Here is a 21,479-nt window from a genome sequence, read left to right on the forward strand (position 1 = left end):
GAGCACCACAATTGCTCTGTTTTACGATATTCAATACGAACCGCCGGAATAGCGCCATATTCTCGACCGCATCCTCCATCGCTATCCTGGAAGCATCCTCGTTGAACACCACATCAAGAATGTAATGCTGGCTGTTCTCTATCCGCCAGTGCTGCCGTATATAGTGCCCTAGCAGCTTGTGCTTGGGGGATAACGAGCTGACATAGTAAGAGGTATCTACCGTTCCTTTTCCGTTGGCGCTGCGGTGACGCTCAACGGCAATGATGCTGCGGATTGTCGGCCATTTCTCCGTCAACTCTGGCGGTAATTTGGCTTTTAATTGAAACACATAACGCTCTTCCTGGCGGCCATGTCCACTCTCTTTGTGCTCGACGACAATCTTCTCTTTCTGGGCGTCAAACAGTGACTGGAATTGCGATTGAACCGCTTGATACAGCTTCGGTTGATTATTCTTGACCTGTACCACTACATGAGCCTTCTTCTCGCTGATTTTCTCCAGTGTCTCACGCTGACAATGCAACGCATCGAGTGTGACAACGGCTCCTTTTAGCTCAAGAATGTCCAGCATATCTTTGACGGTTTCGATTTCCCCCTTCTTGTTAGGGGTTGCTTTCTGGCTTAACACCAGCCCATTTTCGGTATCGTAAGCCGTGACCAACTGAAGCGCATCCTTGGCATTTCCCCGAAAGGAGCCGCGTAACACCTTGCCATCAAAGGCAATGATGGGTTTGCCCTGATGAGTGCGCTGTTCATTGACCCAGCACAGCAACGCTTCAAGCAAGGTATCGATGACAATGCAGCGCAGAATGCGGGCAACCGTGTGACGCCGCGGGATGCCGTTGGCAAAGGGGCGATGCTGACGGAGCCAATCGATCTTTGAATCGCCATAGGTTTCGATGTCATTCCAGCCCTCGGCACCACTCATGATGGCACTGATGACAAGGAACATGACATCAACCAGGTTATGTTTACGATTGATCTCAGAGCGAGTTTCTTCGACAAGGGTAAGGTGTTCAATCAACGTCATAGCGCGTGCCTCCTGCATGGAGACGCGATTAGATCACAGACGATCTGCCTGTTCAAATTTCATTAACAAAGTGCGATCCCGCCCTGGCAGATCATCCACGCACTCATCCCCCGGTTTGCAAAGCACTGATGGAACATCACTGCTTTTCGTATTGCCAGCTCCCGCCCCCTACCTTGCTTTTGTGATTGCCCCACCCGACAAGCGTTCCTTCCTGTCACAACTGGGGAAACCTGGTGATTGCAAGACCATCTTATGACCGCAACACGCCTTCTTTTATGGAAGTTACCCAGCGCCCATTAATTGCTCAGTGATTGGATTTCATTTTGAAAAACTGATACTTAAGTAGCTACACTAGCCATTATCAACATGCAGGGACGTGTAAAAGATGAGCTTGATTGGCTTGGTACTGGCGTTGATCGCCATCCTTGGCGGCAACATGATCGAGGGTGGTCATCCCAGTGCACTGCTCGATCTGCCCGCATTTCTTATCGTGATAGGTGGCACCATAGGTGCTGCTCTGACCCAGTTCCCTTTCTCCGTCGTCGGCAGCACCATGAGGCGTTTCAAATGGCTGCTCTCTCCCCTCAAACTCGACCTGCTGGAACAGGCACAGTTGCTGGAGACCCTGGCAGGCAACGCCCGCCGCAGCGGTATGCTGGCGCTGGAAGGGATGATCGAGGAGATCAAGGATCCCTTCCTGAAGAAAGGGGTGCAGATGATGGTCGATGGCTACGAGAAGGCCAAAATCCACGAGGTGCTGGAGAACGAGATCGAATTTGAACAGGAAGATCTCGAACAGACGGTCAAATTCTATGAAGCCATGGGCGGCTACTGCCCGACCATGGGGATTGTCGGGGCGGTATTTGGCCTGATCCACGCCATGGGTCTGCTGGATGCCCCCGACAAGCTGGGCGGCGCCATCGCGGTGGCCTTTATCGCCACCATCTACGGGGTATCCGCCGCCAACCTGATCTTCTTGCCGTTCGGCAACCGCTACAAAGGGTTTGCCCACCAGATCCGCCACTACAAGGAGATGACCCTGACCGGCATTCTCTGCATCGTGGATGGCGAATCCCAAGCGCGCCTGCAAGTTACCCTCGAACCTTATCTGGGAGGTCACGGTGGCCAAAAAGAAAAAGGCTGAAGCACCGGAGAACCATGAACGCTGGCTGGTCTCCTATGCCGACTTCATGACCCTGCTGTTCGCCCTGTTTGTGGTGCTCTACTCCTTTGCCATGGCCAAACAGTCCGAAACCCGGGTGCTTATCCAGGGCTTTATCGAGTCGCTGGGTAAAATCGGCCTCATCTCCCCGCCTGCCGGCTCCCCCTTGATGCAGGGGGGCACAGGGATTCTCGAGCCAGAATCAAAAACTACGCCGAGCAGCCCGAAAGAGGAGACTGTGCTGGAGAAAGATGCCCCCATGGCGGCATCGGACCCCTTCAACGAGACCATAGGTGCCTCGGAAAAACCGAGCGCCACCGAAGCCTGGCCCCACAAGACCCGGGAGCAGGAGTGGGTGCAGGTGACCAAGCAGAAGCTGGAGCAGCAGCTAAAGGCTCAGATTGAATCGAAGGATCTTGAGGTCGAGCAGCTTGGCAGTCAGCTGGTGATCCGCGTCGGCGAGAAGGCGCTGTTTCCCGCCGATTCGGCGTTCCTGCAGCCCCAGTTCATCCCGCTGGTCAACAAGATCGCCGGCATTTTGGCCAACATCCCGGGGCAGGTAGTGGTCACCGGTCATACCGACAACTCCCAAGCGCCGGTGGAGCTCTATCGCAACAACTGGGAGCTCTCGGTGCTGCGGGCCTCTTCCATCGTGCAGACCATGCTGACCAACCCCCAGCTGGATGCCAAACGAGTCATCGCTCAGGGTGTTGCCGACACCCAACCCCGCTTTGCCAATGACACCCCCGAACATCGCCAGGCGAACCGCCGGGTCGATATCACCCTCTCCCAAGGCAAGGCCGCAGAAGAGTCGCTGCAACTGCTCAAGCCCTAATCCCCCCGCTCCCGCTTCGCGCGGGAGTCTCTTTCTAAAAATAAATAACTCAATAATATCAACACCATAAGATCTTAATGATAATGATTGCCATTTATTGTCAAGTGGTCAGGCCTCTGCAATAATGCCGCCCCTCAGGCTTAAATAAAAACAATTATCATTATGAACAAACTGCTTCAGGCATGGCCGGCACTCCTGTGTGCCTCCGCTGGCGCGGCCGATCTTCCCCCTGTGGAGAAGGCTCGCAGCGACGACACCATCATTGTCACCGGGCAACGGGTACAACAGAAACTCTCCGATGTTTCCGGCTCCATTACCGTCATCACCCAGGAAGAGCTGGACCGTCAGGTCGCCAGCGAGCTGACCCATGTGTTTCGCAAGATCCCCGGTGTCTCGGTCACCGGCTCTGCTGGACGACCGCAAAACATCAGCGTGCGCGGCATCGGTGGCAACCGCATCCTGCTGATCAAGGATGGAGTGCGCGTCAGCGACGGCTTTGGCGCCGACAACATCAATGACAAGGTGGGTCGCTTCAACTTCGATCTCGACGACATCAAGCAGATTGAGGTGGCCAAGGGGGCCGGTTCCTCCCTGCATGGCTCCGATGCCATCGGCGGCACCGTGGTGATGAATACCAAGCAGCCGGAAGATTATCTGCAACAGCAAGATAGCTATCTGGCGGCCAAAACCCTCTACGGTGGCGACAGCAACAAGAAGAAGCTCAGCATGACCGGCGCTGTGCGGGCGTTGGAGAGCGAACATCTGTTGCGCCTCTCCGGCTGGCGCGGCAACGAAACCGCCAACTTTGAAGAGAGCCGCATTCCGGCGGATCTGGATGGCATGAGTGCCTCCACCAGCAGCCGCCTCCCCCTCAATGCCCATCACGCTCTGCGGCTGGAGCTGGACTACTACGAGGATCACGCCAAACGCCAGATGGGCCCAAAGGCGGTGCCCCAACCCGATGGCAGCTGGGACGTGATCGGTTTTCAGGAAGATGGCGATCAGCGCACCCAGGGCGGCAAGTTCAGCTGGGAAGCCAGCGATCTGGGCATGGTCGATACCCTCAACTGGAGCCTGTTTGGCAATCAGTCACGCAACGAAGCCAACCAGCGCCAGCTGCTGCGCAACGATGCCCTGAGCGGCTATCCCAGATATCGCAGCCAGCGCACCCTCTCCACATTCGAGGAGCTGCGCCTTGGCAGTGAGCTGGAGCTGCAGAGCAAGCTGAGCACCGGCTCGCTGGATCACACCTTCAGCTACGGTGTGGAGCTGGAGCAGGCCAACCACGAGCGGCCGGTCAACAATCTGACCCTGGAAGATGGCATCACCACCCAGGGACAGAAAGCCCCCTTCAGCAAGGCCGAGACCCGCCGCGATGGCATCTGGCTGAGCGATGTGATCGATCTGGGCAGCTGGCAGTTTACCCCGACCCTGCGCTTTGACCGCCAGCGCCTGCGCGCACCGGACAGCAATCTGGCCGAGAACCACAGCGACCACATCTCCCCCAGTGTGGCAGCCAGTTACCGCTTCAACGAGACATGGCGCAGCTGGCTCAGCTATGCCAACGGCTTCCGCGCCCCCGCTTACGATCAGGTTTACGGCAACATTCCTCACTACTTTGCCATGCCGCCATTCGAGATCATTGCCAACCCCAACCTCAAGGAGGAGACCAGCCACAGTCTGGAGTGGGGAGTGAATGGCCAAAGCGACAACTGGAGCGTCAAACCGGCCGTTTTCTACAACCGCTACTACAACTTCATCGACTGGCGCCAGACCGGTTTTCGCCTCGATGACGGTGTCTTCCTGCGCCAATATCGCAACGTTGCCAAAGCAGAAACCTGGGGCGCCGAGCTGGCCGCCAGCCTCTGGCTGAGCGACGAGTGGGAGCTTTCGACCAATCTGGCCTGGATGGATGGCAAGGATCACCGCGGTGAGCCGCTGCGCACCCAGACACCGCTGGAAGGCAACACCACCCTGCGCTGGCAACAGCTCGACTGGGGGGTTGAGCTCAGTGGCAACTATGCCGCCGCCATGACCAAGGTGCCCCAGTGCGCCAATGCGCAGACTGGCTACAACGGTGCCTGCCAGAGCAGCGCAGGCTGGTTCAGCCTGGACCTCACCGGCGACTGGCAGATCACCGAGGCGCTCAAGGTCAATGCCACCATCGGCAACCTGCTCGATACCCGCTACGTCCGCTATCAGGATGTGGCCGGACTCCCGGCTGGCAGCGACACCTCCCTCTACAGCCAGAGCGGCCGCTACCTGTCAGCCAGCCTCAGCTACCGTTTCGTGGGGATGTGATGAAACATCATGCAATCATGGCGGCCCTGTTAGCCGTCCCGTTGGCGTGGGCGCAAGAGGCCCTGCCACCGCCGATCCCGTCCCAGCCACACCTGATTTCAGGCAATCCCGTACGCCAGGATCCCTACTTCTGGTTGCGGGACGAGAGCCGCAGCAACACGGCCATTCTCGCCCTGCTCAAGCAGCAAAATCGCTGGAGCGAGCAGCAACTCGCCGCGCAGCAGCCGCTGGAAGCAACCTTGCGCGCCGAGTTTGCCCGTCATCCGGCGGGGGAATCTGTGCCAGACAACTGGCTTGTCCGCGGCGATCAGGCATGGCAACTGCGCCCGGATGGCTCACTCTGGCAACGCCACGGGGGCAAGGTGCAGCAGCGGCTTCCCACCAGAGCGGGTGAGGGCTATTACGAAGCGGGCGGCTGGGCCCTGAGCCCGGATAACCGCACGCTGGCCATCGCCGAAGACAGGCGCGGCGATCTCGACTATCAGGTCACCCTGCTCGATCTCCAGAGCGGCAAGGCGCTGGCCAGTTTGGCGCAGCGCAGCGCTGATCTCGCCTGGTCACAAGATGGTCGCACCCTCTACACCATCGCCAACGAGCGCAACACCCTGCGCCCCTGGCAACTGCGCGGCTGGCAGGATGGCCAGGAGCAGACTCTCTATGAGGAGCAGGATCCCGCCTGGCTGCTCAGCCTCTATCGCACCACGGATGGCCAGCATCTGGTGTTGCAGGGCAACAACCACGACAGCTCGGAGCAATACCTGCTCGACTCGGGCAAGCCGCAGCAGGTCAAACCCCGCCAGCGCGGGGAGGAATACTATCTGGACAGTCAATCCGGCTGGGTGATCAAGAGCAACCGGGAGGGGGCATTTGCCCTCTACTCAGCCAACACGCCGCTCGGTGAGTGGCAGCGCCTGTGGCCCGCCAAAGGGGAGGATCTCGGCGATCCCGAAAAGTGGCGACTGTTTGATCGCCATCTGGTGGTGCAGTTTCGCCAACAGGGGGAGGATTGGCTCGCCCTGCTCGATCGCAACGGCCATGAACGCCAGCGCCTGCCGCTGGCCAGTGGCGCAGGAACCGGCTGGCTGCAAGGAGAACATGACCCAGCCAGCGACCGTATTCTGGTGCGCAGTCAGGGCTTGAGCCAGCCCCCCGGCCAACGCTGGCTGGATTTGACCAGCGGCCAGTGGATCAACGACCAGCACACCGCAGGCAATAAAGCATTGCCCTATCAGAGCGAGCGGCGCTGGATCACCTCTGCCGATGGCACCCGGGTGCCTGTCTCGCTGGTGTGGCGCAAGGATCTGGCCCCCCACGCCGTGCTGCTCTACGGCTATGGCGCCTATGGCACGCCGATGCGCCCCTACTACCAGAAAGAGCTGTTAAGCCTGCTGGATCGGGGTTTTGTCTACGCCATCGCCCATGTGCGCGGCGGCGGCATGCTGGGGGAGCAGTGGACCCGCGACGGACGGGGCATCCACAAGCAGAACGGCATCAGCGACTTTATCGCAGCCGGTCACGCCCTGCGCCACTGGTCGCCCGACTCTGCTCCCCTGCCCCTGTTTGCCATGGGGGGCAGCGCGGGGGGCACGCTGGTTGCTGCGGCCCTCAACCAGCAACCTACACTCTTTAGTGGCGCAGTGTTGCAGGTTCCCTTCGTCGATATGCTCGGCACCATGAGCGATCCTGCCCTCCCCTTGACCCGTCAGGAGTATCAGGAGTGGGGCAACCCGGCCAAGCCCGCAGAGTATCAGGCGATGCGCCGCATCAGCCCCTACGACAACCTGCACCGCGCCCCCTACCCGCCCCTGCTGGTCACTACCGCCCTGCACGATAGCCAGGTGCCCTACTGGGAGCAGGTCAAGTGGCTGGCCCGCCTGCGGGAGCACAGCACGGGCTCCGGCCCCTACCTGCTGCTGACCGAACTGGAGGGAGGCCACCGCGCCGGTGGTGGCGATCGGGCTCGTGAATTTGCCTTCTTGTTGCATCTGGCGGGGATAAATCAATGACCCTGCCGCTGATTGGGAGTACCACTATGAAACCCCTGTTGCCCGCCCTCTTGCTGGGGCTGGCTGGCTTTTCCACTCAGGCCGCCGAACTGCGTTTTGTCGAACAGGACGCCCCGGCCGATACCCGCCTCTGGCTCGAACAGCAGCTCGGCGTCACCCTGAGTGATGCCCCGGCCTATCAGCGCCAAGGCAAGCTGGGCCACTATCTGCATTATCGTCAGCAGCTCAATGGCGCACCGATCGCCGGCCTGATGGCCGCCGTCAGTCTCGATGAGCAGGGTCGCCCGTGGCGCCTTTATCACAATACCCGGCTGATGCAGGCACAGGCGACGCCATGTGATGAAGCAAGCCGCGCCGGGGTGGATGCCTATACCGCCACGCTGGATGGTACGGTGTGGAAATTCGCTGGCAGTGACGAAGCCCAGCCTTGGTACTGGCAGGATGGCGACACACTGACTGCGGCCTGGCGTCTGCTGGCGGTGGAAAGCCAGCCGGGCAACAGCAAGAGCAGCTACTGGCAACTGTTTGTCACCTGCGATGGCAGCGCCCTGCTGGGGCGCACGCTGCAAGAGGCCAACACCCGTGCCGAAGCGATCCCGCTGGCAGGGGAAGCGGCTACGGTGCAGGCCCGCATCTTTGCCCTCGACCCACGCACCCAACTGCAAGATGGCAACCTGCTGTGGCGCCACGATCTGGTGCTGGACAACCGGGCCTATCGCACCGTGCCGCTCACGGTACAAAAGGTGGATGACACCTACCAGCTAAATGGCCCACGCGCCCGGGTCGTGGACGGCACGGCGCCGGAAACTGCCCCCTTTAGCAGCCCTGATGCCGATGGCTTCCAGCTGGATCACCAGCAGCCCGCCTTCCTCGATATCAATGGCTACTACCATCTGGATCTGGCCCAGCGCCATGTGGAATCCCTTGGCTACCCAACGCTGATGGGCGGCCCCCTGGCCATCGATACCGATGCCGGGGAGCAGGACAACTCCCTCTATGACCCCTTCCTGCGCCGGTTGGAAATTGGCCGGATAGGGGTGCCCGACGCGGAAGATCCCATGGTGATCTGGCACGAGTTTGGCCATGCGGTGCAGCACCATATCCTGCCCGACATGGGAGAAGAGGGTGACTGGGGCGCCATCGGCGAGGGCTTTAGCGACTATCTGGCCGCCAGCTGGCGCCAGCGTAGTCCAGAGGCTCGCCAGTTCGAGCCTTTCATGGTCTTCAACTGGGATGCCAGGATCAGCGGCCGGACGCCCCGTCAGCTCGATGATCTGCGGGCGCGCTATCATCCGGGCTTCCTCTATCCGGCTCACCTCACCATCAACGGCAGCAACGGCGATCAGCTGTGGGGCACCCCGCTCTTCACCGCGCTGCGCCAGGCCGTTGAACAATATGGCGAGGTAGCCCGTGACGAGTTCGATACCCTGCTGATTGAATCCCACTTCGGCCTCGGCCCGCAGGTGCGGATGCCCCAGCTGGCGCGGGTCACCGTGGATACCGCCAACCGCCTCTATCCGGACCGCAGCTATGGCAAGCTGCTGGAGCAGGCCTTCCGCCACCACGCCCTGCTGCCCACTCCCATCGCGGCCCGCCTTGCCGATGACAGCTACCTGCTGCCCGGGGAGAAAAAGAGCCTAGCCATCGAATTGACCAACCAGAGCGGCCGCCCCCTGACCGTGGCTGACGCCAGCCTGCTCCCGACCAAGGGGCTCATGGGTGACGGTCACTGGCAGGGAGCGCTCAACGCCGATGGCACCGCCCGCTGGACCCTGCCGCTGGAAGCAGCGAGCAACCTGACCTGTGGCGAGGCAGTCACCTTGCCGCTGCAGTTCCAGCTCACCCTGCCCAGCCCCACCGAGCGCCAGACCAGCCTTGACCTGCAACTGCCGATCGGTGAACCGCTCTGGCAGCGGGCCATCGGCCAGGGTGGCCAGATCAAAGATGCGGTGAGCGGTGAGCGGCACGGCCTGTCCCGCTTCACTCTCACCCTGCCCGAGAGCAAGGCCCGCATCGACAGCGGATTCGTGGTTGCCCTCGATCTGGAGCACAGCAAGCTGGAGCAGCTGGAGATCTGGCTCACCTCCCCTTACGGCACCCGGATCAGCCTGTGGAACAAGGGTTACGCCAGCCATACCCGGCTCAATGGGGAGTTCCCCCGTGAACTGGTACCGTTCGAATCACTCGATAAGCTGCACGGCGAACCGCTCGCTGGCCGCTGGCTGCTGGAGATCAACGACACCAGCGCCGGTGACACCGGTCAGTTGCGCAACTGGCGGGTAGCCCAGCAAGTCGGCGCCCGCTGTGACAAGGATGAAGCCCTGCCCAACACCGGCATCATTCCCCTTGAGCAGGATGAAGGGGGTGGCGGCACGACTTCCCCCCTGCTGCTGTTGCTGGCCCTCTGGCACCGCCTCTGGCGTCGGAGCACCCCGCGCCGTTGAATCCTGTACCACGGGGGTTACCGCCCCCGTGAACCTGTGACCGAATCAAGGAATGTGAAGTGAAACCATCCGTACTGGTTATTGCAACCCTCTCAGCCCTGCTCAGCGCCTGTGGCGGCGGGGAAGATAACGCACCACTGGCGATCCCGGACTACCGGGTCGATGTCGCCCTGCCGACTGCCGGTACCCTGTGCGCCGATCTGGATCAGAACTGGCAATGTGATCCCGCCGATCCTGCCGTCAGCGGCGAAGGCGCTGTGGCCCTGGTCAGCCGTTCGGCCAACATCGTCAACTCGCCCCTGCTTTTCGTACCGAGGAGCGGAGGCCTGCTGCTGGCACATCCGGCCGCCAAAGGGGATCCACAACGGCTGCAACCGACCCTGCTCAGTACCCTGTGGCAGAGCCGCATTGCCGAAGGGGTGGCCGCCGATCGCGCACTGGCGCAGCTGTTGGCCGATCTCGCGCCGCTGCAACCGGGCAGCGACCGCGCGGCCCTCGCGGGTCTCGGCCAGTTTGATCAGGCGCTGCAGCAGGTGGCGATCAGCTTGCAGCAACAGGCCCGCGCACGACTTGCCAACGCCAAGGAGACCCAGTTGCTCACCACCAGCTATCGCGCCATCAGCCTGATGCTGGAGCAATTGGCTCAGGAGTGGCAGCGCAACGGCCAGTTTGCCGAAGAGACCCAAAGCGAGCTGCTGACCCTGCTGGTGCAACAGCAGCCACGCAACCTGCTGACCGTCACCGGCGTCACCACCTTCAGCGATGGCAACGATCCGCTGCTGGAACAGGAGCCCGACGACTATCCGGGACAAGATGCCAGCTGGAATCGCACTCGTCCCCAACTTGCCTATCGCAAGCTCGATGATCGTGGTCAGATTCTCCCCGACAACGCGCCGAGCTGGCAGTGCGTCAAGGATCTCAATACCGGTCTGGTGTGGGAGGTCAAATCGGATGATCCCTTGAGCCCGGCCTGGAAAAGCAGACCCTTTGCCTATGAGGATGAGCAGTTCAAGGCGACCGCAGGCGAGCAGCAAGCGGCCTACCAGCATATTCATAAGAGGATCGAACAGCTCACCGCCGAAGGAGATCTGGCGGCCCTCGCCCGGGCACAGGCGCTGACCTCCATGCTGACCACCCGCGCGTATCAGCAGTGGCTCAATGGCGAGCAGCACTGCGGCATCAGCCAGTGGCGGCTGCCCACCATGGGTGAGCTGATGTCACTGATGCACTACGGTAGCCTGGCCAAGGACCCGCTGGGTCAGCGCATCATCGTGGATACCCGTTACTTCCCGGATATCGCCTCCTCGGAAGATGACACCTACCATGGCTACTACTGGAGCGCCACCAGCAACACCGCCCAGCGCTTCTCCGGTGGCCCCATCAGCAAACGCACAGTCCTGCTCCTGGGAGAAGATGCGGGCACCACCTATCCCGCATTGGTGCAGCAAGATACCTATATCGAGCTGATGCAGGTACGACTGGTCGCCACTCCCCAATAATCCGAGGAATATCATGAGCCTTTATCGCTTTTCATTCGCCATGCTGGCACTGCTGGCCCCCCTGGCCCACGGTGCTGCCATTTGTGATGACACTATGGATCGCACCGCCCCCTCTGCCCGTTTTCTTGACCATGGCAACGGCACCGTCACGGATCAACACACCGGCCTCACCTGGATGCGCTGCAAACTGGGACAGACATGGAGTGGCAGCAGTTGCCTGGGGGAACCGACCGTTTACTACTGGCAGCAGGGGCTGCAAGTGGCGGAGCGGATCCGCAGTGACAGCAGCCATGCTCTCTATCACTTCGGCGGTATCAGCCAGTGGCGTCTGCCCGACATCAAGGAGCTGGCGACCCTGGTCGAGCACGCCTGCTACAAGCCCTCTCTCAATGAAGCCATTTTCCCGCGCGCCATGGCGGGGGGCGGTAAAGAGGTCAATGAGGGCTATGTCTATCTGATGAGCAGCACGGTAACCTCCGCCAATGGTCAGCGGGCGTATCTGGATATTACCTCGGGAGATATCGGTCTTCGCTCCATTGGCGCCTACCCGGATCAGGTCTTGTTGGTCGCCAATAAACCCTGACCGCCCCACGCTCGAAACCGGAGCGCGATGACAGGAGAGGCTTGAAAGCCTCTCTTTTTATTGCTCTTGCCGCCCCCTCTACCTCACCCGCCATCATGCTCTTCTCCCGCCTGTGCCCCCTGCACGTGATATCGACCTGATCCGGCTTCGCCCGCGGCATTTACCCCTTTCAGGTGATGACGAGGAGCAGCTCTCTGCGCTTTCCAGGCCTTTCCCACCCGCCATAACCAGCAAAAAAGTGCGCTTCTTAACAAAATTTAATTACCGGTTAACCGATTAATAATTAACCCGTAAAAATGACATGTAAATCAGTGCGAAAGTGTCATAATGCGTAACATTATTGTTAAGTCGCTTGATTAATTTGGTTAGGAAAAACCTCTATGTTTGCTGATATTTCTGCTCAACATTGGGCTTTTGCCATTTATGTCATCGGTGCCATCACCATCTGTCTGGTGATGATAGGCCTCGCCGCCCTGCTGGGAGGTCGTGCCTACGGCCGCACCAAGAACAAGCCATTTGAATCTGGTGTCGACTCGGTCGGCAGTGCCCGCCTGCGTTTTTCCGCCAAGTTCTATCTGGTCGCCATGTTCTTCGTCATCTTCGACGTCGAGGCGCTCTACCTGTTTGCCTGGTCTGTCTCCGTGCGGGAGAGCGGCTGGGTCGGCTTTATTGAAGCCACCATTTTCATCGGACTGCTGCTTATCGGCCTGATCTACCTCTGGCGCATCGGCGCACTGGACTGGTCACCGCGCAAACCGCAGCTGAACAACAAAAACAGTGATTGAACCACAGACCCTTTCCTTGAGGTTGCACCATGAAGTACACCCTGACCCGGATTGACCCGGATGCACCCGTTGAGCGCTACCCCCAGGAGCAGCGCCAGACCGTCGATGACCCACTGGCGCAAGAAGCGACGCGCGGCATCATGATGGGCCGCCTCGAGGAGGTGCTGCAAGACACAGTCAACTGGGGCCGCAAAAACTCCCTCTGGCCTTACAACTTCGGCATCTCCTGCTGCTACGTGGAGATGTGTACCGCCTTCACCTCCCCCCACGATGTGGCCCGCTTCGGCGCCGAAGTTATCCGCGCTTCGCCCCGTCAGGCCGATTTCATGGTGATTGCAGGGACTCCCTTCATCAAGATGGCGCCAGTCATCCAGCGCCTGTATGAACAGCTGCTCGAACCCAAGTGGGTGATCTCCATGGGGGCCTGTGCCAACTCCGGCGGCATGTATGACATCTATTCCGTGGTGCAGGGGGTGGACAAGTTCCTGCCGGTCGACGTCTACATTCCGGGTTGCCCGCCCCGTCCCGAAGCCTTTTTGCAAGCCCTGATGCTGCTGCAGGATTCCATCGGCAAAGAGCGCCGCCCCCTCTCCTGGGTGGTGGGCGATCAGGGGATCTACCGTCCCCAGATGCAGGCCGAAAAAGAGCGCAAGCGCGGCGAACGGATCAATGTGACCAACCTGCGCACGCCGGATGAGATCTGACCATGAAACTGACTCGTGATTTTCCCAGCAATTACGCCATGGCCCAGTGGCAGCCCAGCGACCACAAGGATGCCAAAGTCATTGGCGAACTGTTTGCCCACTTCGGGGCCGAGCACTTCACCGTGCAGACCACGCGCACCGGCGTGCCGGTGGTCTGGCTTCCCCGCGAACTGCTTCAGGATGTGATGGGCTTTTTGCGCAAGGTGCCCTCCCCGTTTGTGATGCTGTTTGATCTCAGCGCCACCGACGAGCGGCTGCGCAGCCATCGCGACGGTCTGCCCCAGAGCGATTTCACCGTCTTCTATCACCTCATCTCCATCGACCGTAACGCCGATGTGATGTTGAAAGTTGCGCTGGCCGAGAGTGACCTGCATCTGCCCACCATCACCAACCACTTCCCCAATGCCAACTGGTACGAGCGGGAAGTGTGGGATCTGATGGGAATCACCTTCGATGGCCATCCCCATCTGACCCGGATCATGATGCCCAAGAGCTGGCAGGGTCACCCGCTGCGCAAGGATTACCCGGCGCGCGCTACCGAATTCGATCCCTTCATGCTCGATGCAGCCAAACAGGACATGGAGCAGGAGAACCTGCTGTTCAAACCGGAAGAGTGGGGGCTGGCCCGCGGCAACGAGAATGAGGACTACATGTTCTTGAACCTCGGCCCCAACCACCCCTCTGCCCACGGCGCCTTCCGGTTGGTGTTGCAGCTCGATGGCGAGGAGATCCGCAACTGCGTGCCCGACATCGGCTACCACCATCGCGGTGCCGAGAAGATGGGCGAGCGCCAATCCTGGCACAGTTACATCCCCTATACCGACCGGGTCGAGTATCTGGGCGGGGTGATGAACAACCTCCCCTATGTGCTGGCGGTCGAGAAGCTGGCCGGCATCAAGGTGCCGCAGCGGGTCGACATGATCCGGGTAATGATGGCGGAGCTGTTCCGCATCCAGAGCCACCTCTTGTTCCTCGGTACCTATATTCAGGACGTGGGGGCCATGACCCCGGTCTTCTTCACCTTCACCGATCGGCAGAAGATCTACACCATCATCGAAGCGATCACCGGTGCCCGCATGCACCCGGCCTGGTTCCGTATCGGCGGTGTGGCCCACGACCTGCCGAAGGGATGGCAACGGCTGGTGCAGGACAACCTGTTGAGCTGGTTGCCCAAGCGCTTGATGGATTACGAAAAAGCGGCGATGCGCAACAGCATTCTGCGCGGTCGAACCATAGGCGTCTCTGCCTACACCACCGAGCAGGCGTTGTCCTGGGGCACCACGGGGGCCGGATTGCGCGCCACCGGCCTCAACTTCGACGTGCGCAAGTGGCGCCCCTACTCCGGTTACGATCAGTTCGACTTTGAAGTGCCGGTCGGCAGCAATGGCGATGCCTACGACAGAGCCACCGTGCGGATCGAGGAGATCCGCCAGAGCATGTCGATCATCGAGCAGTGCATGAAAAACATGCCGGAGGGCCCCTTCAAGGCGGATCACCCCCTCACCACCCCGCCGCCCAAAGAGCGCACCCTGCAGCACATCGAGACCCTGATCAACCACTTCCTGCAAGTGTCTTGGGGCCCGGTGATGCCCGCTGCCGAGTCGTTCCAGATGATTGAGGCGACCAAGGGGGTCAACAGTTACTACCTGACCAGTGACGGCTCCACCATGAGCTACCGGACCCGGATCCGCACCCCGAGCTTTGCTCACCTGCAGCAGATCCCCTCGGTGATCAAGGGCAACATGGTGTCGGACCTCATCGTCTATCTGGGCAGTATCGATTTTGTTATGTCGGATGTGGACCGTTAAGTGATCCGCCCTCCCGGCCATGGCCGGGAATTGGGATCGCCGGACGAGCAGTAAAAGGACAAGCCACCAAAGGTCAAGTCATGAGCCAGCAATGTCAGTGTCACAATAATCAGACCCCACAGGGGCAAGGGGCATGCAGCAGCAAACAGGACGACTTCGTTCTGAGCCAGGCTGAACGCGATGCCATCGAACACGAGAAACACCACTACGAAGATCCCCGCGCCGCCAGCATCGAAGCGCTCAAGATCGTGCAGCAGGCCAGAGGCTGGGTACCCGACGGTGCCATTCACGCCATCGCGGCCGAGCTCGGCATTCCCGCCAGCGACGTGGAGGGGGTCGCCACCTTCTATAGCCAGATCTTCCGCCAGCCGGTGGGGCGCCACATCATTCGCGTCTGCGACAGCATGGTCTGCTACATCAATGGCCATGAAGATCTGCTGGCCGGTCTCAAGGAGGTGATGAACCTCGGCCCCGGTCAAACCTCCCCGGATGGCCGCTTCACCCTGCTGCCGGTCTGCTGCCTTGGCAACTGCGACAAGGGGCCAGCGATCATGATCGATGACGACACCTATGGCGGCCTCGATCCGGTGACCTTGCTGAAAACGCTGGAGGCTTACCCATGAGCCTGCCGCAGAACAAGATCCTCGCCTCTCTTGGCACCGCCAATCGCACCCCGCGTGCCCCCGAGACCCACCCGCTCACCTGGCGGCTGCGGGATGACGGCCAGCCGGTGTGGATGGAGGAGTATCAGGCCAAACAGGGCTATGAAGCCGCCCACAAGGCGCTCGGCCAGATGAGCCCGGACGAGATCGTCAGCACCGTCAAGGATGCCGGCCTCAAGGGGCGTGGCGGCGCGGGCTTCCCCACTGGCGTGAAGTGGGGGCTGATGCCCAAAGACGAGAGCATGAACATCCGTTACCTGCTCTGCAACGCCGACGAGATGGAACCCAACACCTGGAAAGATCGCCTGCTGATGGAGCAACTGCCCCACCTGCTGATCGAGGGGATGATCATCAGTGCCCGGGCGCTCAAGGCCTATCGCGGCTATATCTTCCTGCGCGGCGAGTATGTGGATGCTGCCATCCACCTGCGCCGTGCGGTGGAAGAGGCCAAGGCCGCCGGTCTACTGGGCAAGAACATTCTGGGATCCGGTTTTGACTTCGAGCTGTTCGTCCACACCGGCGCCGGTCGCTACATCTGTGGTGAAGAGACGGCCCTTATCAACTCGCTGGAAGGGCGCCGCGCCAACCCGCGTGCCAAACCCCCCTTCCCCGCCGTCTCCGGCGTCTGGGGCAAGCCCACCTGCGTCAACAACGTCGAGACCCTCTGCAACGTGCCCGCCATCATCGGCAACGGGGTGGCCTGGTATCACGGACTGGCGCTGCCGGGCTCGGAAGATCACGGCACCAAGCTGATGGGCTTCTCCGGCAAGGTGAACAACCCCGGCGTCTGGGAGCTGCCGTTTGGCATCACCGCCCGCGAGCTGTTTGAAAACTACGCCGGCGGAATGAAGAGCGGCTATCGCCTGAAAGCCTGGCAACCGGGCGGCGCGGGCACCGGCTTCCTGCTGCCGGAGCACCTCGATGCCCAGATGTATACCGCCGGTATCGGCAAGGTAGGTACCCGGATGGGGACTGGCCTCGCCATGGCGGTGGATGACTCCATCAGCATGGTCTCCCTGCTGCGCAACATGGAGGAGTTCTTCGCCCGCGAGTCGTGTGGCTGGTGCACGCCCTGCCGCGACGGCCTGCCCTGGAGCGTCAAGCTGCTGCGGGCACTGGAACGTGGCGAAGGGCAATCCGGCGATCTGGCGACCCTGGAGCAACTCTGCGGTTTCCTTGGCCCGGGCAAGACCTTCTGCGCCCACGCACCGGGCGCCGTCGAGCCGCTGGCCAGCGCCATCAAATATTTCCGCTCCGAATTCGAGGCCGGGATCAAGGGCAGCGGTGATAACCGCAAGCCGGTCAAAGGGATCCAGCCCAATCTGCTGGGCGAGCGCTGGTAACGACACCACAGATTTCACAAAACAGGTTTCAGGGAAGTTGTATGGCAACCATTTATGTAGACGGCAAAGAGTACGAGGTAGACGGAGCAGATAACCTGCTGCAAGCCTGTCTGTCGCTGGGTCTGGACGTCCCCTATTTCTGCTGGCATCCGGCGCTGGGTAGCGTTGGCGCCTGCCGCCAGTGTGCGGTGAAACAGTATCAGAATGCCGATGACAAGCGCGGCCGTCTGGTCATGTCCTGCATGACCCCGGCCACCGATGGCAGCTACATCGCCATCGAGGATGAAGAGGCTAAAGAATTTCGCAAGAGCGTGGTGGAGTGGTTGATGACCAACCACCCTCACGACTGCCCGGTGTGTGAAGAGGGCGGCGCCTGCCACCTGCAGGACATGACGGTGATGACCGGCCACAACAGCCGTCGCTACCGTTTCACCAAACGCACCCACCAGAATCAGGAGCTGGGCCCCTTCATCGGTCACGAGATGAACCGCTGTATCGCCTGCTACCGCTGCGTCCGTTACTACAAGGATTATGCCGGTGGCGAGGATCTCGGGGTCTATGGTGCCCACGACAACGTCTATTTCGGGCGGGTCGAGGATGGCACCCTGGAGAGTGAATTTTCCGGCAACCTGGTGGAGGTCTGCCCCACCGGCGTCTTCACCGACAAGACCCACTCCGAACGTTACAACCGCAAGTGGGACATGCAATTTGCCCCCAGCATCTGCCAGCAATGCTCCGTGGGCTGCAACATCAGTCCGGGCGAGCGTTATGGCGAGCTGCGCCGCATCGAAAACCGCTTCCACGGCAGCGTCAACCACTACTTCCTTTGTGACCGTGGCCGCTTTGGCTATGGCTATGTCAATCTGGCCGACCGCCCGCGCCAACCGCTGCTCAAAGATGGCAACGACCAGCTGACCATCACAGCCGATGGCGCCCTCAACCGCGCCGCCGATGCCCTGCGCACGGCCCGCGGCCTCATCGGCATCGGCTCGCCCCGCGCCTCGCTAGAGAGCAACTTTGCCCTGCGCGAGCTGGTGGGTGAAGCCAACTTCTACGCAGGCGTCGAGCAGGCCGAGTGGGCCTGTCAGCTGAAGATGCTGCAGATCCTGCAACAGGGCGGCGTGCCAACCCCGAGCCTGCGGGACATGGAAGAGGCCGACGCCATTCTGGTGCTCGGCGAGGATGTCACCATGAGCGCCGCCCGTATCGCGTTGGCGCTGCGCCAAGCCGTCAAGGGCAAGGCTCGCGAGCTGGCCCGCAAGATGAAGGTGGATCTGTGGCAAGTCGCCGCCGTTCAGACCCTGGGTCAGAACGAGCGCTACCCGCTGCTCATCACCAGCCTCGACACCACCCGTCTGGACGATGTGGCGGCCGACAAGCTGCACGCCCCCTATGCCGATCAGGCGCGCCTTGGCTTTGCCATCGCCAACCTGCTCGACCCAGTAGCATCGGCCGTGGCCGACCTCTGTCCCGAGCTGCAGGCACAAGCGACTCGCTGGGCCGAGCTGCTCGGCAACGCCAAGAAGCCGCTCATCATTGCAGGCTCCACTGCCCGCGATGTGGCGCTGCTTGAGGCGGCCAGCAACATTGCCCGCGCCCTGAAAGGCCGTGGACAGGAAGCCAACATCGCGCTGGTTGGCCAGGAGGCCAACTCGCTGGGTCTGGCCATGCTGGGCGCTCAGACCTTGACAGACAAGCCACTCGAAGCCGCCCTTGCGCGTATCGAGGCCGAAGAGGGGTTGGCGCTGGTCACCCTGGAGAACGATCTCTACCGCCGCGCGCCGCGCAACCGGGTGGATGCTGCGCTGGCACGGCTGCAGCACCTGCTGGTCATCGACCATCAGGCGACCCCGACCGCCAACAAGGCTGATCTGGTGCTGCCAGCGGCCAGTTTTGCCGAAGCCGATGGCACGCTGGTGAACATGGAAGGGCGCGCCCAGCGCTTCTTCCAGGTCTATGCACCCGCCTTTTACAACGCCGATATTCAGGTGCGTGAAGGGTGGCGCTGGCTGGCGGCGCTGCAAGGGGCGATCGGACGCAAGCCGCTGCGCTGGCAGAACTTCGACCAGGTCAACCATGACTGCGCCACCAGCAATCCGCTGCTCGCTACCATGCTGGAAGCGGCGCCCAACGCAGGCTTGCGGATCCGTGGCATGCGACTGGCCCGTGAGCCACACCGCTACAGTGGTCGCACCTCCATGCTGGCGGATCAGAACGTCAGCGAACCGCGGGTAGCGCAAGATCCCGACTCCCCCTTCAACTTCTCCATGGAAGGGTATGCCGGAGCCCGTCAGCCGCTGCCGCAAGTACCGTTCGCCTGGGCGCCGGGCTGGAACTCTCCCTCCGCCTGGAACAAGTTCCAGGATGAAGTGGGTGGCAAACTGCGTGCTGGCGATCCGGGTCGCCGTCTGCTGGAAGTGAGTGACAAAAAAGCAGAAGGCAAGGAGCTGCTCGGCTGGTTCACCACCATCCCCGCCCCCTTCAAGGCCGCAGAGGCGCTGCAAGTGGTCAATTATGCCCAGCTGTTTGGCGGCGAGGAGCTCTCCGCTCGCAGCCCGGTTATTCAGGCCCGGATGAACGAACCCGAGCTGGTGCTCAATCCCCTTGATGCGCAGCGTCTGGCCCTCCACGGGGGCAGTCAGGTCTCCTTCTCCTGGGGCGGTAGCCACTGGCAACTGCGTCTGCGCCTGAGCGAGCAACTGAGCGCCGGTCTGGTGGGGCTCCCCCTTGGGGTGAACGGCCTGCCGACGGCCCTGCAACAAGCCTCAATCACTAACCTGCAGGAGGTGATCGCATGAGCGAGTCGCTGATCGATCTGTTGCTGGAGGTGGGCAAGGCACTGATCGTGCTGGTGGGGATCGTGGGGGCTGGCGCCTTCATGAGCTTCATCGAGCGCCGTCTGCTGGCCCTGTGGCAGGATCGCTACGGCCCCAACCGAGTGGGGCCGTTTGGTCTGCTCCAGCTGGCCGCCGACATGATCAAGATGTTCTTCAAGGAGGACTGGATCCCGCCGTTCGCTGATCGGCGGATCTTTATCCTGGCCCCCATCATCGCCTTCACTGCCTTTATTCTGGCGTTTGCGGTGGTGCCCATCACCCCCACCTGGGGCGTGGCGGATCTCAATGTGGGGCTGCTCTACAGCCTGGCCATCGCGGGGCTGGCGGTCTATGCGGTGCTGTTCGCCGGCTGGTCGAGCAACAACAAATACTCATTGCTCGGCAGCTTGCGCGCCTCGGCCCAGACCCTCTCCTACGAGGTGTTTCTGGGCTTGTCGCTGATGGGGATTGTGATCCAGACCGGCAGTTTCAACCTGCGGGATATCGTCGAGGCACAGGCAGACTTGTGGAACGTGGTGCCCCAGATCCTGGGCTTTGTCACCTTCCTGTTTGCCGGTGTCGCCGTCACCCACCGTCACCCGTTCGATCAGCCAGAAGCCGAGCAGGAGCTCGCCGACGGCTATCACATCGAGTATGCGGGGATGAAGTGGGGTCTCTTCTTCGTGGGCGAATATATCGGCATCGTGCTGATCTCCTCGCTCATCGTGACCCTCTTCTTCGGTGGCTGGCACGGCCCCTGGCTGCCCCCCTTCATCTGGTTTGCCCTGAAGACCGCCTGTTTCATGGTGTTCTTCATCCTGCTGCGGGCCTCCCTGCCTCGCCCGCGCTTTGACCAGGTGATGTCGTTTGGCTGGAAAGTCTGCTTGCCGCTGACCCTGATCAATATGCTGGTCACCGCGGCAGTTGTACTGATAAGTGCGCAGTGAGGCACTCAATATGAAAATTGTGAGCATTATTCAGGGTGTCGGCACCCAGTTACGCAGTCTGGCCATGGTCTTCTCCCATGCCTGGCGGCCCCGTGAAACCCTCAACTATCCGGAGCAGGCAGTCTATGCCGCCCCCCGCTACCGCGGTCGCATCGTGCTGACCCGCGACCCCGACGGGGACGAGCGCTGCGTGGCCTGCAACCTCTGCGCAGTTGCCTGCCCGGTCGGCTGCATCTCGCTACAAAAATCCGAGCGGGAAGATGGTCGCTGGTATCCGGAGTTCTTTCGCATCAACTTCTCTCGCTGCATCTTCTGCGGCCTGTGTGAAGAGGCTTGCCCCACCACCGCCATCCAGCTGACACCGGATTTCGAGATGGGTGAGTATCGCCGCCAGGATCTAGTGTACGAGAAGGAAGATCTGCTGATCAGCGGGCCCGGCAAATACCCGGACTACAACTTCTATCGCATGAGCGGGATGGCCATCGACGGCAAGCCGAAAGGGGATGCCGAAAACGAAGCCAAGCCCATCGATGTCAAGAGCCTGCTGCCCTGAGGAG

16 protein-coding genes are annotated in these 21,479 nt (G+C 61.1%); 15 read left to right on the forward strand and 1 reads right to left on the reverse strand.

Translation table 11 applies throughout. The annotated features are described in order from the left end of the window. Positions 1-1,027, reverse strand: a 1,027-nt coding sequence (locus AB5Y90_RS13770) for an ISAs1-like element ISAs1 family transposase (protein ID WP_368166602.1), incomplete at its 3' end; no start/stop codon positions are given. Between the two features lie 385 nt (positions 1,028-1,412). On the opposite strand from AB5Y90_RS13770, the gene AB5Y90_RS13775 reads away from it, so the two are divergent. From AB5Y90_RS13775 to nuoI, 15 genes are all read left to right on the forward strand, one after another. Continuing rightward, positions 1,413-2,171: a flagellar motor protein gene (locus AB5Y90_RS13775; protein ID WP_005351127.1), complete on the forward strand. Its 759-nt coding sequence runs from the start codon at positions 1,413-1,415 to the stop codon at positions 2,169-2,171. Next, a complete protein-coding gene (locus tag AB5Y90_RS13780) occupies positions 2,149-3,024 on the forward strand; it encodes a flagellar motor protein MotB (protein ID WP_307896646.1) in 876 nt (291 codons plus the stop codon). The genes AB5Y90_RS13775 and AB5Y90_RS13780 overlap by 23 nt, the downstream gene beginning before the upstream one ends. A gap of 162 nt (positions 3,025-3,186) precedes the next feature. Continuing rightward, entirely contained in the window at positions 3,187-5,325 is a 2,139-nt protein-coding gene (locus AB5Y90_RS13785; protein ID WP_307896645.1) for a TonB-dependent hemoglobin/transferrin/lactoferrin family receptor, read from the forward strand. After that, positions 5,325-7,331, forward strand: coding sequence for a prolyl oligopeptidase family serine peptidase (locus tag AB5Y90_RS13790; protein WP_307896644.1), 2,007 nt, complete (start codon positions 5,325-5,327; stop codon positions 7,329-7,331). Before AB5Y90_RS13785 ends, AB5Y90_RS13790 begins: the two co-directional genes overlap by 1 nt. After that, positions 7,328-9,775 carry a proprotein convertase P-domain-containing protein gene (locus AB5Y90_RS13795; RefSeq protein WP_307896643.1) on the forward strand — a complete coding sequence of 816 codons (2,448 nt, stop codon included), beginning with the start codon at positions 7,328-7,330 and terminating at the stop codon, positions 9,773-9,775. The genes AB5Y90_RS13790 and AB5Y90_RS13795 overlap by 4 nt, the downstream gene beginning before the upstream one ends. Positions 9,776-9,834: 59 nt before the next feature. Beyond that, the gene (locus AB5Y90_RS13800) at positions 9,835-11,274 is read left to right on the forward strand and encodes a DUF1566 domain-containing protein (RefSeq protein ID WP_307896642.1); all 1,440 of its coding nucleotides are present in this window, start codon (positions 9,835-9,837) and stop codon (positions 11,272-11,274) included. 13 nt (positions 11,275-11,287) lie between these two features. Next, complete coding sequence (locus AB5Y90_RS13805; protein WP_005351118.1) at positions 11,288-11,857, forward strand: DUF1566 domain-containing protein; 570 nt, start codon at positions 11,288-11,290, stop codon at positions 11,855-11,857. Positions 11,858-12,237: 380 nt separating this feature from the next. After that, positions 12,238-12,642 carry an NADH-quinone oxidoreductase subunit A gene (locus tag AB5Y90_RS13810; protein WP_005344919.1) on the forward strand — a complete coding sequence of 135 codons (405 nt, stop codon included), beginning with the start codon at positions 12,238-12,240 and terminating at the stop codon, positions 12,640-12,642. A gap of 29 nt (positions 12,643-12,671) precedes the next feature. Continuing rightward, the gene (locus AB5Y90_RS13815) at positions 12,672-13,346 is read left to right on the forward strand and encodes an NADH-quinone oxidoreductase subunit B family protein (protein WP_005344917.1); all 675 of its coding nucleotides are present in this window, start codon (positions 12,672-12,674) and stop codon (positions 13,344-13,346) included. A gap of 2 nt (positions 13,347-13,348) precedes the next feature. Then, complete coding sequence (gene nuoC, locus AB5Y90_RS13820) at positions 13,349-15,154, forward strand: NADH-quinone oxidoreductase subunit C/D (protein ID WP_307896641.1); 1,806 nt, start codon at positions 13,349-13,351, stop codon at positions 15,152-15,154. An 80-nt stretch (positions 15,155-15,234) separates the two neighbouring features. Then, complete coding sequence (gene nuoE / locus AB5Y90_RS13825; protein ID WP_236563533.1) at positions 15,235-15,777, forward strand: NADH-quinone oxidoreductase subunit NuoE; 543 nt, start codon at positions 15,235-15,237, stop codon at positions 15,775-15,777. Beyond that, on the forward strand, positions 15,774-17,159 hold the full coding sequence (gene nuoF, locus AB5Y90_RS13830) for an NADH-quinone oxidoreductase subunit NuoF (RefSeq protein WP_307896640.1): 1,386 nt from the start codon (positions 15,774-15,776) through the stop codon (positions 17,157-17,159). The genes nuoE and nuoF overlap by 4 nt, the downstream gene beginning before the upstream one ends. 41 nt (positions 17,160-17,200) lie before the next feature. Then, positions 17,201-19,957, forward strand: coding sequence for an NADH-quinone oxidoreductase subunit NuoG (gene nuoG, locus AB5Y90_RS13835; RefSeq protein ID WP_307896639.1), 2,757 nt, complete (start codon positions 17,201-17,203; stop codon positions 19,955-19,957). Next, entirely contained in the window at positions 19,954-20,922 is a 969-nt protein-coding gene (gene nuoH, locus AB5Y90_RS13840) for an NADH-quinone oxidoreductase subunit NuoH (protein ID WP_307896638.1), read from the forward strand. The genes nuoG and nuoH overlap by 4 nt, the downstream gene beginning before the upstream one ends. Before the next feature lie 10 nt (positions 20,923-20,932). Further along, a complete protein-coding gene (gene nuoI / locus AB5Y90_RS13845) occupies positions 20,933-21,475 on the forward strand; it encodes an NADH-quinone oxidoreductase subunit NuoI (protein WP_005337245.1) in 543 nt (180 codons plus the stop codon). The last annotated feature ends 4 nt before the right edge of the window (positions 21,476-21,479 follow it).

The organism is Aeromonas sp. R4-1, from assembly GCF_040908325.1.
Lineage (GTDB): Bacteria > Pseudomonadota > Gammaproteobacteria > Enterobacterales > Aeromonadaceae > Aeromonas > Aeromonas veronii.

What these genes read in the sequence shown, in the direction of transcription:
- AB5Y90_RS13775 (WP_005351127.1), top strand. Translation starts at nt 1,413, where the DNA reads ATGAGCTTGATTGGCTTGGTACTGGCGTTGATCGCCATCCTTGGCGGC.
- AB5Y90_RS13785 (WP_307896645.1), top strand. Translation starts at nt 3,187, where the DNA reads ATGAACAAACTGCTTCAGGCATGGCCGGCACTCCTGTGTGCCTCCGCT.
- AB5Y90_RS13790 (WP_307896644.1), top strand. Translation starts at nt 5,325, where the DNA reads ATGAAACATCATGCAATCATGGCGGCCCTGTTAGCCGTCCCGTTGGCG.
- AB5Y90_RS13795 (WP_307896643.1), top strand. Translation starts at nt 7,328, where the DNA reads ATGACCCTGCCGCTGATTGGGAGTACCACTATGAAACCCCTGTTGCCC.
- AB5Y90_RS13805 (WP_005351118.1), top strand. Translation starts at nt 11,288, where the DNA reads ATGAGCCTTTATCGCTTTTCATTCGCCATGCTGGCACTGCTGGCCCCC.
- AB5Y90_RS13810 (WP_005344919.1), top strand. Translation starts at nt 12,238, where the DNA reads ATGTTTGCTGATATTTCTGCTCAACATTGGGCTTTTGCCATTTATGTC.
- AB5Y90_RS13815 (WP_005344917.1), top strand. Translation starts at nt 12,672, where the DNA reads ATGAAGTACACCCTGACCCGGATTGACCCGGATGCACCCGTTGAGCGC.
- nuoC (WP_307896641.1), top strand. Translation starts at nt 13,349, where the DNA reads ATGAAACTGACTCGTGATTTTCCCAGCAATTACGCCATGGCCCAGTGG.
- nuoE (WP_236563533.1), top strand. Translation starts at nt 15,235, where the DNA reads ATGAGCCAGCAATGTCAGTGTCACAATAATCAGACCCCACAGGGGCAA.
- nuoF (WP_307896640.1), top strand. Translation starts at nt 15,774, where the DNA reads ATGAGCCTGCCGCAGAACAAGATCCTCGCCTCTCTTGGCACCGCCAAT.
- nuoG (WP_307896639.1), top strand. Translation starts at nt 17,201, where the DNA reads ATGGCAACCATTTATGTAGACGGCAAAGAGTACGAGGTAGACGGAGCA.
- nuoH (WP_307896638.1), top strand. Translation starts at nt 19,954, where the DNA reads ATGAGCGAGTCGCTGATCGATCTGTTGCTGGAGGTGGGCAAGGCACTG.
- nuoI (WP_005337245.1), top strand. Translation starts at nt 20,933, where the DNA reads ATGAAAATTGTGAGCATTATTCAGGGTGTCGGCACCCAGTTACGCAGT.